At 60.7% G+C, this 11,256-nt stretch carries 8 protein-coding genes; 4 read left to right on the plus strand and 4 right to left on the minus strand.

Annotated elements, in window-relative coordinates; translation table 11 throughout:
* Positions 1–353 (plus strand): SDR family oxidoreductase (locus OQK_RS26615; RefSeq protein WP_016775125.1); only part of this gene is annotated, 353 nt, incomplete at its 5' end.
* 866 nt (positions 354–1,219) lie between these two features.
* On the opposite strand, the gene OQK_RS26620 is transcribed toward OQK_RS26615, so the two are convergent.
* The 4 genes from OQK_RS26620 to OQK_RS26635 form a co-directional block, all read right to left on the minus strand.
* Entirely contained in the window at positions 1,220–1,477 is a 258-nt protein-coding gene (locus OQK_RS26620; protein ID WP_016775126.1) for a DUF1652 domain-containing protein, read from the minus strand.
* Positions 1,478–1,617: 140 nt separating this feature from the next.
* The gene (locus OQK_RS26625) at positions 1,618–3,114 is read right to left on the minus strand and encodes a helix-turn-helix transcriptional regulator (RefSeq protein ID WP_016775127.1); all 1,497 of its coding nucleotides are present in this window, start codon (positions 3,112–3,114) and stop codon (positions 1,618–1,620) included.
* A gap of 201 nt (positions 3,115–3,315) precedes the next feature.
* A complete protein-coding gene (locus OQK_RS26630; protein ID WP_038862206.1) occupies positions 3,316–4,599 on the minus strand; it encodes a Zn-dependent hydrolase in 1,284 nt (427 codons plus the stop codon).
* Positions 4,600–4,735: 136 nt separating this feature from the next.
* Complete coding sequence (locus tag OQK_RS26635) at positions 4,736–6,220, minus strand: NCS1 family nucleobase:cation symporter-1 (RefSeq protein WP_016775129.1); 1,485 nt, start codon at positions 6,218–6,220, stop codon at positions 4,736–4,738.
* 624 nt (positions 6,221–6,844) lie between these two features.
* Here OQK_RS26635 and hydA point away from each other — a divergent pair.
* From hydA to preA, 3 genes are all read left to right on the plus strand, one after another.
* A complete protein-coding gene (gene hydA / locus OQK_RS26640) occupies positions 6,845–8,284 on the plus strand; it encodes a dihydropyrimidinase (protein WP_016775130.1) in 1,440 nt (479 codons plus the stop codon).
* Positions 8,285–8,448: 164 nt separating this feature from the next.
* On the plus strand, positions 8,449–9,816 hold the full coding sequence (locus OQK_RS26645; protein WP_016775131.1) for an NAD(P)-dependent oxidoreductase: 1,368 nt from the start codon (positions 8,449–8,451) through the stop codon (positions 9,814–9,816).
* Positions 9,817–11,091: an NAD-dependent dihydropyrimidine dehydrogenase subunit PreA gene (gene preA / locus OQK_RS26650; protein WP_016775132.1), complete on the plus strand. Its 1,275-nt coding sequence runs from the start codon at positions 9,817–9,819 to the stop codon at positions 11,089–11,091. It abuts the gene before it with no gap.
* Positions 11,092–11,256 lie beyond the last annotated feature (165 nt).

Here is an 11,256-nt window from a genome sequence, read left to right on the forward strand (position 1 = left end):
GTGGCGGCAGCATCATCAACGTCGCCTCGATCAACGGCATCTCCCCGGGTATCTTCCAGGGCATTTACTCGGTGACCAAAGCGGCGGTCATCAACATGACCAAAGTCTTCGCCAAGGAATGCGCGCAATTCGGCATCCGCTGCAACGCCCTGCTCCCCGGCCTGACCGACACCAAATTCGCCTCGGCGCTGGTCAAGAACGATGCGATTCTAAAACAGGCACTGACCCAGATCCCACTCAAACGCGTAGCCGACCCAAGCGAAATGGCTGGCGCAGTGTTGTACCTGGCCAGCGATGCGTCGAGCTACACCACTGGTGTGGCGCTGAATGTGGATGGCGGATTCCTGTCCTGATATCTGTCCCGTGTGGGAGCGAGCCTGCTCGCAAAAGCGTTGGGTCAGTCAGCTATGTTTTGACTGATATCACGCATTCGCGAGCAGGCTCGCTCCCACAGGGTCACTGCAGGATTGCAGGCCTCGTGCAATCGAGGAATCGCGAATCTTATTGGGTTATGCAACGGGTAGTGGTGATGTGGCGCGTTACCTGCCCATCGACATACATATCCCCGGCAACCTCAGTATTCTCCAGCACCTCACACCGACGTTCCGGCGGTGGCGGCGGCGCGACAGGCGCAGGGGGTGGAGGACTGGCACAACCGGCCAACAACACTGCAAGAAAAGCCAACGGCAATACGCGTTTCCCAGGATTATTCATAGGACGACCCGCGGTAATGAGAGACAAACTCCCGCAAACCAACCGGCCGCGGAAGACCTGACCACTCATTCTTTATAGCTGAGCGCCTTGTTAGCGCCAGTGGATTGGGGAGATTGGCTGGGATTGGCTGTCGGTTTTGCGGAGTGTTTCCGGCAGAGGGCTGGATTGAGATCATCGTTGCAGGCGAGGGCCTCATCGCGAGCAGGCTCGCTCCCACAGAAAAGCAAAATCAAACCAATCAAGCCGCCCCACCACCCAACACGATGAGGGTCAGCTCGAGTAAAGCTTTTGATCCCGGAGCGAAGGAACCCCGAGCCTCAGTGAGCGGGCCGAACGTCAGGGCGGAGACCTTTTGGTTACTTTGGGCTGGGCCGGCATTCCGGCGTTTGCCAAAAGTGACCCGCCGTAAGGGCGGAACCGTAACCAGCAACACCCGCAGAAACGGATATACACCCAATCCCCCAGAGCATGGCCGGCCCAAAGGCCGCCAAGACCCAAAGCGCGCTTAAGCCAAATCCGGATCCCGCGAAGAACGCAAGGAATTGCTCTCAAGCTCATACCGCAACTCATCCACCAACGCCTCGACCGCCCCAGGCGTACGCAGCGAAGCCAGATCCAGCCCGCTGATCACCAGATCCACCTGCCCCGAATCCAGGTGATACAACTTGACCGTCAGCGAATGATCACCATCCACCGAACACTCACAAGCCAGCGGCGCAAAACTGTGCTCGAGCCGAGCGCGCAACTGCGCAAGATTCATCATTGACGTTGTTCCTATGACTGTTTCAAAAGGGGCACGATCGCAAACCCGAAATGGTCTACACCGCACCCCACCAGCCTAAGAACACAACGCCTTGGCCAATACATGAATTTGCACCCTTGTAACTAGTGCATTTGCACCCCTCAACGCTGGCCCTTGGTGCCCCACTCTCCCGAAAACAAACCGCGCTCCCGAGCCCAGACGATCGCCTCGCTGCGGCTATGCACATCGATTTTCGAGTACACAGTGGCAACATGATTGCGCACGGTATTGGGCGCCAGTTTCAACCGCGCGGCGATCTCTTTGTCCGCCAGTCCTTCACAGATCAAGCCCAGCACATCGCGCTCACGGGCCGTCAGGTCAGTGAACGAGGCACTTGGCAGCTGCGGCGAGTTGATCTTCTTCACGTTGGCCAGCTTCTCGATCAACGTTCGGCTGAACCACGACGCATCCTTCATCACCTCTTCGATCGCCGCGACCAGCTCAAGCTCAGTGCGCTTGCGCTCGGTCATGTCCATCAGCACCAGCAAATAGCAGGACGTGTCGTGAATGTTCACGGTGTCGGCCGAGACCGCACATTCCAGCAACTCCTCGTCCTTCTTGCGCACCGGCACATCTACCCGATCCACCCGACCGTTCTTCGCCAACGCCGACAATAACCGGGTGCGCGCGCCGTCATCGTGGATGAAGCTCAATTGCGTCACGGTTTTGCCGAGTACGTCATCGCTGTCATAGGCCAGGGTATCTAGGAACGCCTGATTCACGTCGATGACCTCCTGCTTTTCAGCGGTGCAGATCAGAATCGGCACCGGAGTCAGACGAAAAGCCTTGGCAAAGCGCTCCTCGCTCTGACGCAAGGCCACTTCGACCCGGCGCCGAGGCTCCATGTCGACGAAGGAGAACAGCATGCAATTCTCGTCATTGAGCAGCAGCGGCTGACCGGCAACGATCACCTGTTTACTGCCACCGTCCGGGAGGCGCAGTTCCGCCTGCATCTGCGGAATGGTCGCGACATCGCGCAAGCGCTGAACGGCCAGATCGCGCTGATCGGCCTGCTCGAAGATATCGATTTCGTAAGCCGAGGTGCCGATCACCTGATCGCGGGTATAGCCGGTCATTTCCAGAAAGCCCGGGTTGACCTTGATGTAACGCAAATCGCTGAGACGACAGATCACTGCCGGCGCGGGGTTGGCGTTGAAGGTTTTTTCGAAACGCTGCTCGGCGTTGGCCCAATCGGTGACGTCGCTCATGATCAGCACCAGCGACTCGGGCTGGCCGACGCGGTCGGTCAGCACCATGCTGCGCACGCTGTGCACCCAGACCCGCTCCGGGTCGTCCACGGACGAGACTTCGATCAGCACATCATTGAACGCCTCGCAGCGGGCGACGCGGCTGATCGGGTAGTTGTCCGGCGGCAAGACATGATTGTTGCGATAGCGCAGCGTGAAGCGTTTGGCGTACTCGTCGGCGTTGCTGCCCAGATCACCGATGGTGCTGACACCGTGCATGGTCAGCGCCGCTTCGTTGGCCCAGAGGATGCTTTTGTCGAGTTCCAGCAGAATCACCCCGTCCGACAGCCCGGCGATGATCTGCTGCAACTGGCGACGGTTGGTTTCGGTGGTCAGGACTTCCTGGCTCATTGGATCTCCACACTGTGATGCGGCTAGGTGAAGAGTACGACCGCAGCGGTTCGGGATCGTGCCACGGCCTCAAAATCGCCAGAAATCCCCTGTGGGAGCGAGCCTGCTCGCGAAAGCGCTGGGTCAGATAGGCCATTCGGTGACTGACCCGGCGCATTCGCGAGCAGGCTCGCTCCCACAGGTTTACTGGGTGTGTTTACCTTAGGCGGCACGCTCGCTGTCCGCCACCATCGCCGAAGCAGCGAGCATCGCCCTTAGCAACACCGCGCACCCCGCCGCGAGATCATCCGGTGCGGCATTCTCTATTTCGTTATGGCTGATCCCACCCTCGCACGGCACGAAGATCATCCCGGCCGGACCTAGCTCGGCGAGAAAGATCGCGTCATGCCCGGCGCCACTGACAATGTCCATGTGCGACAGACCCAGCCCTTTCGCGGCGCCGCGCACCGCCTCCACGCAGCCCTTTTCGAAGTACAGCGGCGGGAAGTCGGCGGTCGGGGTCAGTTCATAGGTGAGGCCGTGCTCTTCGCAGGTCGCATCGATGACTTGTTTCACTTCGGCAATCATCGAATCCAGCCGCGCCGGCTCCAGATGCCGGAAGTCGAGGGTCATGCGCACTTCGCCGGGGATCACGTTGCGCGAGCCGGGATAGGCTTGCAGGCAGCCGACCGTGCCGCAGGCGTGAGGCTGATGGCCGAGGGCGGCGCGGTTGACGGCGCCGACGATCACCGAGGCGCCGACCAGGGCATCCTTGCGCAGGTGCATCGGCGTCGGGCCGGCGTGGGCTTCGACGCCGCGCAATTTCAGGTCGAACCACTTCTGCCCTAGCGCGCCGAGTACCACGCCGATGGTTTTCTCTTCGTCCTCGAGGATCGGGCCTTGCTCGATGTGCGCTTCGAAGTACGCGCCGACTGGATGCCCGCTGACCTTGCGCGGGCCGGCGTAGCCGATGGCATTCAGTGCTTCGCCGACCGTGACGCCATCGGCATCGACCTTGGCGAGGGTTTCTTCGAGGGTGAATTTCTCGGCGAAGACTCCGGAGCCCATCATGCACGGGGCGAAGCGTGAGCCCTCTTCGTTGGTCCAGACCACCACTTCCAGCGGCGCTTCAGTTTCCACGCCGAGGTCGTTGAGGGTGCGCAGCACTTCGACGCCGGCGAGCACACCGAAGCAGCCGTCGAACTTGCCACCGGTGGGTTGAGTGTCGATGTGGCTGCCGGTCATCACCGGCGGCAGGTTCGGGTTGCGCCCGGCGCGCCGGGCGAAAATGTTGCCCACGGCATCGACCGTGACGCTGCAACCGGCGTCCTTGCACCACTGCACGAACAGGTCGCGCGCCTGGCGGTCGAGGTCGGTCAGGGCCAGGCGACAGACGCCGCCTTTGACCGTGGCGCCGAGTCTGGCCAGTTCCATGAGCGAGGCCCAGAGGCGATCGCGGTTGATGTGCTGATGGGTGGATTGCAGAACGTCTACGGCTGCGTTCATGGGGATCTCCTCAATGCTGATGCCGATAGTGCCCATGCTCTGCGTGGGCATTCATCCATGGACGCTCTGCGTCCGCTGTTGGGACGCAGAGCGTCCCGGGCTGCATTCCCACGCAGAGCGTGGGAACGATCATGTGTTACACCGCGGTTTTCACGGCAGAAGGCTGCGCCCGCATCACGCACAACCCGTAATAAATAATCCCGCCCAACGCCGAGCCGGTGAACCAGCCATAGCTGTAGAACCAGCTGAACGCGTCGCTGCCCAGCGACAGCAAGGTCAGCGCCACCGGCACGCCAAAGGCAAGAAAACCCGCCCAGTTCCACGCCGGATACACGTCATCGCGGTACAGCCCGGCGAGGTCCAGTCGCTGTTTCTTGATCAGGAAATAATCCACCACCATGATCCCGGCGATCGGCCCGAGCAGGCTTGAGTAGCCCAGCAGCCAGTTCGAATACACGGTTTCCAGGCTGATGTCGGAAACGATCAGGCCAAGCTTTTTCAGCAGTTCATGGCCCATCAGCACCAGCCCGACCAGACCGGTGAGCAACACCGCTTTGGTGCGGTTGATCACCTTCGGTGCGATGTTCTGGAAGTCATTGGTTGGCGAGACGATATTGGCGGCGGTGTTGGTCGACAGTGTGGCAACGATGATCAGCGCCATGGCCACAGCGACCCACACTGGGCTCTGGATATGGCCGATCAGCGTGACCGGGTCGGACACGGTGACGCCGACCAGTTTCACCGATGCGGCGGTCATCACCACGCCCAGCGCGGCGAAGAGGAACATGGTCAGCGGCAGGCCGAAAATCTGCCCGAGGATCTGATCCTTCTGGCTCTTGGCGTAGCGACTGAAGTCGGGAATGTTCAGCGACAGCGTGGCCCAGAATCCGACCATCGCCGTCAGCCCTGCCGCGAAGTAACTGACCACGCTGGCGCCTTCCGGACGCTTGGGCGGGATCGCCAGCAACTCAGTCATCGACACATTGGGCATCGCCCACACCAGCAGGCCGATGCCCACCGCCACCAGCAACGGCGCCGACAAGGTTTCCAGCCATTTGATCGACTCGGCACCGCGAATCACCACCCACAGATTCAGCGCCCAGAACACCATGAAACCGATCACCTCGCCGGTGCCGCCGAGGGATTTCCAGCCCTCGAGCACCGAGCCGAGAAACAGGTGAATCGCCAGGCCGCCGAACATGGTCTGGATGCCGAACCAGCCACACGCCACCAACGCGCGGATCAGGCACGGCACGTTGGAACCGAGAATGCCGAACGACGAGCGCAGCAGCACCGGAAACGGAATGCCGTACTTGGTGCCAGGGAAAGCATTGAGGGTCAGTGGAATCAACACGATGACGTTGGCAAACAGAATCGCCAACAGCGCTTCGCCGACGCTCAAGCCGAAATAGGCGGTGAGCACGCCGCCGAGGGTGTAGGTCGGCACGCAAATCGACATGCCGACCCACAGCGCGGTGATGTGCCATTTGTTCCAGGTGCGTTCGCGCACCTTGGTCGGTGCCATGTCGTGGTTGTAGCGGGGACTGTCGAGGACGTCGCTGCCGGCTTCGAGCTCGTACAAGCCGTCGCGCTCGGTCACTTGTGATCTGGTCTGTTGCATGGCCGCTCCACTGTTCTTCTGATTATTTTTTGCTCATCAGGCGGCTGGCGCATACGGCGCCAACCGGACGATGGCCGGAGGAACTGACAACTTTCATGCACCGGCCATGGTGTCAGCGGCGGCATCAATAAACGTGCCGGGTCTGGCGCTGAACGCTTGGGCGGTACACTGGACGCTTTGCAACTTTCTGATATTCATCAGTTTTAATTGAATATTCGATGAGTCCGGGAAAACTTGTCTGAACGCTCAGGCTAAACGTCGGGCAAGTTGTCCGAAGTGTCAGGACTCAAACTGGTGCACTGCATTTATTTTTGTCGGTGAACCCGCAACCGCAGCACAACTTCAAGCGGCTGATTTCACATAGGAAATCTTGCTCATATTTCCATCCTGTCAAGTGCGTCAAAATGGTGAGCAGCCTCACCATTTTGGTGATTTCCAGTTTTTATCGTTATTTTTCAGTAACTTGAACAAGTTATAAGCTTATAAAAAATATTCTTGATCATTCTTGAAATCGCGACTAGTTTCTATTCCTGACAGCGATGACAGGAATACGAACTGCGCCGCTGTACTTCAATAAAACATCTAGAACCGGCACAAGTCGGTCATGCCTGCGAGGAATCCGGAATGTCTCTGTTGATCCGTGGCGCCACCGTTGTTACCCATGATGAAAGTTACCGCGCCGACGTCTATTGCGCTGACGGCGTGATCAAAGCCATTGGTGAAAACCTCGACATTCCCGCCGGCGCCGAAGTGCTCGACGGCAGTGGCCAGTACCTGATGCCCGGCGGCATCGATCCGCATACGCATATGCAACTGCCGTTCATGGGCACCGTTGCCAGCGAGGATTTCTACAGCGGCACCGCTGCCGGCCTGGCCGGCGGCACTACCTCGATCATCGATTTCGTCATTCCCAATCCGCAGCAATCGCTGATGGACGCGTTTCATCAGTGGCGCGGCTGGGCACAAAAGTCCGCGTCGGACTATGGCTTCCACGTCGCGATCACTTGGTGGAGCGAGCAGGTGCGCGAGGAAATGGCCGAGCTGGTCAGCCACCACGGCATCAACAGCTTCAAGCATTTCATGGCCTACAAGAACGCGATCATGGCCGCCGACGACACTCTGGTGGCGAGTTTCGAGCGCTGTCTGGAACTTGGTGCGGTGCCGACCGTGCACGCGGAAAATGGCGAGCTGGTCTATCACCTGCAACGCAAGCTGATGGCCCAGGGCATTACCGGGCCGGAGGCGCATCCGCTGTCGCGACCTTCGCAGGTCGAAGGTGAAGCCGCGAGCCGGGCGATCCGTATCGCCGAAACCATCGGAACGCCGTTGTACCTAGTGCACGTTTCCACCAAGGAAGCTCTGGACGAAATCACCTATGCCCGCAGCAAGGGCCAGCCGGTTTACGGCGAGGTGCTGGCCGGGCACTTGCTGCTCGACGACAGCGTCTATCAACACCCGGACTGGCAGACCGCCGCCGGCTACGTGATGAGCCCGCCGTTCCGTCCGCGCGGCCATCAGGAGGCGCTGTGGCACGGGCTGCAGAACGGCAATCTGCACACTACCGCCACCGACCATTGCTGCTTCTGCGCCGAGCAGAAAGCCGCCGGCCGCGACGACTTCAGCAAGATTCCCAACGGCACCGCCGGTATCGAAGACCGCATGGCGGTGCTGTGGGATGAAGGCGTCAACTCCGGACGATTGTCGATGCAGGATTTCGTTGCGCTGACCTCCACCAACACAGCGAAGATATTCAATCTCTATCCACGCAAAGGTGCGATCCGCGTGGGCGCCGATGCCGATCTGGTGCTGTGGGATCCGCAAGGCACTCGGACCATTTCCGCCAAGACCCACCATCAGCAGGTGGACTTCAACATCTTCGAAGGCAAGACCGTGCGCGGCGTGCCGAGCCACACCGTCAGCCAGGGCCGCGTGGTCTGGGCCGACGGCGACCTGCGCGCCGAACGCGGCGCCGGACGCTACATCGAACGGCCGGCCTATCCGGCGGTGTTTGATTTGTTGAGCAAGCGGGCGGAGTTGCATAAGCCGACTGCCGTTAAACGCTGACCCCTAGTGATCGTTCCCATGCTCTGCGTGGGAATGCAGCCCGGGACGCTCTGCGTCCCATTGGAACGCAGAGCGTCCCTTGAGGCATTCCCACGCAGAGCGTGGGAACGATCAACCACTGCCCACCAGAGGCAGCACCTCAATTAGCCATGAGGCCATAAACCGTGATCGAGACCCTGAACCACCTTCCCCACCCGCACGAAAGCGCGGCCGCCCTCGCCGGCCATTTCACTGATCTGGCGCCGCCGCTCAATTCACGGCAAGCGCATCTGGAGGCGTCGCGCTGCCTGTATTGCTACGACGCGCCTTGCGTCAATGCATGCCCCAGCGAAATCGACATCCCGTCATTCATCCGCAACATCCATCAGGACAACGTCCAGGGCGCGGCGCAGAAAATCCTGTCGGCAAACATCCTCGGCGGCAGTTGCGCGCGGGTCTGTCCAACGGAAATCCTCTGCCAGCAGGCCTGCGTGCGCAACAACGCGCAGGAATGCGCGCCGGTGCTGATTGGTCTGCTGCAACGCTATGCCGTGGACAACGCGCATTTCGCCGAGCATCCGTTCCAGCGCGCCCCGGCCACAGGCAAACGTATCGCCGTGGTCGGCGCCGGGCCGGCCGGGTTGTCCTGCGCCCATCGCAGCGCGATGCACGGGCATGACGTGGTGATTTTCGAAGCACGGGAAAAGGCCGGCGGGCTCAACGAGTACGGCATCGCCAAGTACAAACTGGTCGATGACTACGCGCAGAAGGAGCTGGACTTTCTCCTGCAGATTGGCGGGATAGAAATCCGCCAAGGCCAGAAACTCGGTGCAAATCTTACTCTCAGCGAACTGCATCAGCAGTTTGACGCGGTATTCCTCGGCCTCGGCCTGAATGCCAGCAAGCAACTCGGTCTGGCCCACGAAGACGCGCCGGGCCTGCTCGCCGCCACCGACTACATCCGCGAACTGCGCCAGGCCGATGACCTCACGCAGTTGCCCTTGGCCGAACGCTGCATCGTTCTCGGCGCCGGCAACACCGCGATCGACATGGCCGTGCAGATGGCCCGCCTCGGCGCGCGCGACGTCAATCTGGTGTATCGCCGTGGTGCGGCAGACATGGGCGCCACCCACCATGAGCAGGACATCGCCAAAGCCAATCAGGTGCGATTGCTGACCTGGGCCCAGCCGGAGCAAGTGTTGCTCGATGATCAGGGCCGCGTGCGCGGCATGCGTTTCGCCCGCACCGATCTGGTTGAAGGGCGTCTGCAAACCACCGGAGAAACCTTCGAGCTGGCTGCCGATGCGATCTTCAGAGCCATCGGCCAGAGCTTCGATGACAGCGCTCTTAGCGATCCGTTGGCGCGCGAGCTCAAGCGCCGGGGCGAACGCATCGAGGTCGATGAACACCTGCGCACCAGCGTCCCCGGCGTGTATGCCGGCGGCGACTGCACCAGCCTCGATCAGGACCTTACCGTGCAAGCAGTGCAGCACGGCAAACGCGCCGCCGAGGCGATCAACGCTCAACTGATGCTCAACGTGGAGGCTGCGTAAATGGCCGATCTCTCGATAGTCTTCGCCGGTATCAAAGCGCCCAACCCGTTCTGGCTGGCTTCCGCGCCGCCCACCGACAAGGCCTACAACGTGGTCCGCGCCTTCGAAGCGGGCTGGGGTGGCGTGGTCTGGAAAACCCTGGGTGAGGATCCGGCGGCGGTCAACGTTTCCTCGCGTTATTCGGCGCATTACGGCGCCAATCGCGAAGTGCTGGGCATCAACAACATCGAACTGATCACCGACCGTTCGCTGGAAATCAACTTGCGCGAAATCACTCAGGTGAAAAAGGATTGGCCGGATCGCGCGCTGATCGTGTCGCTGATGGTGCCGTGTGTCGAGGAGTCGTGGAAACACATCCTGCCGCTGGTCGAGGCGACCGGCGCCGACGGCATCGAACTGAACTTCGGCTGCCCCCACGGCATGCCCGAACGCGGCATGGGCGCAGCGGTCGGCCAGGTGCCGGAGTATGTCGAGCAGGTGACGCGCTGGTGCAAGACGTACTGCTCGCTGCCGGTGATCGTCAAACTCACCCCGAACATCACCGACATCCGCGTCGCTGCCCGGGCGGCGCATCGTGGTGGCGCCGATGCGGTGTCGCTGATCAACACGATCAACTCGATCACCAGTGTCGACCTGGAACACATGGTCGCCCTGCCCACCGTCGGCAGCAAAAGCACCCACGGCGGTTATTGCGGTTCGGCGGTCAAGCCGATTGCGCTGAACATGGTCGCGGAAATTGCCCGTGATCCGCAGACCCAGGGTTTGCCGATCTGCGGCATTGGCGGCATCGGCAGCTGGCGCGACGCCGCTGAGTTCATGGCGCTGGGCAGCGGTGCGGTGCAGGTGTGCACGGCGGCGATGCTGCATGGTTTCCGCATTGTCGAAGAGATGAAGGATGGCCTGTCGCGGTGGATGGACAGCCAGGGCTACGCCAATATTGCCGAGTTCTCCGGGCGCGCCGTGGGTAACACCACGGATTGGAAGTACCTCGATATCAACTACCAGGTCATCGCAAAGATCGACCAGGAGGCGTGCATTGGTTGCGGGCGTTGCCACATCGCTTGTGAAGACACGTCACACCAGGCGATCGGCAGTCTGAAACAGGCCGACGGTACGCATAAATATGAAGTGATCGATGAGGAATGTGTGGGCTGCAACCTGTGCCAGATCACCTGCCCCGTGGCCGACTGCATCGAGATGGTGCCGATGGACACGGGCAAGCCGTTTCTGGACTGGAATCATGATCCGCGCAACCCCTACCACGTTGCAGTCTGAAAAACCCCCTCACCCTAGCCCTCTCCCCAAGGGAGAGGGGACTGATTGGGGGATGCTGACAAACTTCGCCGACCTGAAAGAGTTGTTGTGAATCCATAATCGACACGGTCTTTCAGGTCGATGTACCTCTCAATACACCTCGGTCGGCCCCCTCTCCCTCTGGGA

Source organism: Pseudomonas sp. R62 (genome assembly GCF_000257605.1).
GTDB lineage: Bacteria > Pseudomonadota > Gammaproteobacteria > Pseudomonadales > Pseudomonadaceae > Aquipseudomonas > Aquipseudomonas atacamensis.

What these genes read in the sequence shown, in the direction of transcription:
- OQK_RS26620 (WP_016775126.1), bottom strand. Translation starts at nt 1,477, where the DNA reads ATGATGAATCTTGCGCAGTTGCGCGCTCGGCTCGAGCACAGTTTTGCG.
- OQK_RS26625 (WP_016775127.1), bottom strand. Translation starts at nt 3,114, where the DNA reads ATGAGCCAGGAAGTCCTGACCACCGAAACCAACCGTCGCCAGTTGCAG.
- OQK_RS26630 (WP_038862206.1), bottom strand. Translation starts at nt 4,599, where the DNA reads ATGAACGCAGCCGTAGACGTTCTGCAATCCACCCATCAGCACATCAAC.
- OQK_RS26635 (WP_016775129.1), bottom strand. Translation starts at nt 6,220, where the DNA reads ATGCAACAGACCAGATCACAAGTGACCGAGCGCGACGGCTTGTACGAG.
- hydA (WP_016775130.1), top strand. Translation starts at nt 6,845, where the DNA reads ATGTCTCTGTTGATCCGTGGCGCCACCGTTGTTACCCATGATGAAAGT.
- preA (WP_016775132.1), top strand. Translation starts at nt 9,817, where the DNA reads ATGGCCGATCTCTCGATAGTCTTCGCCGGTATCAAAGCGCCCAACCCG.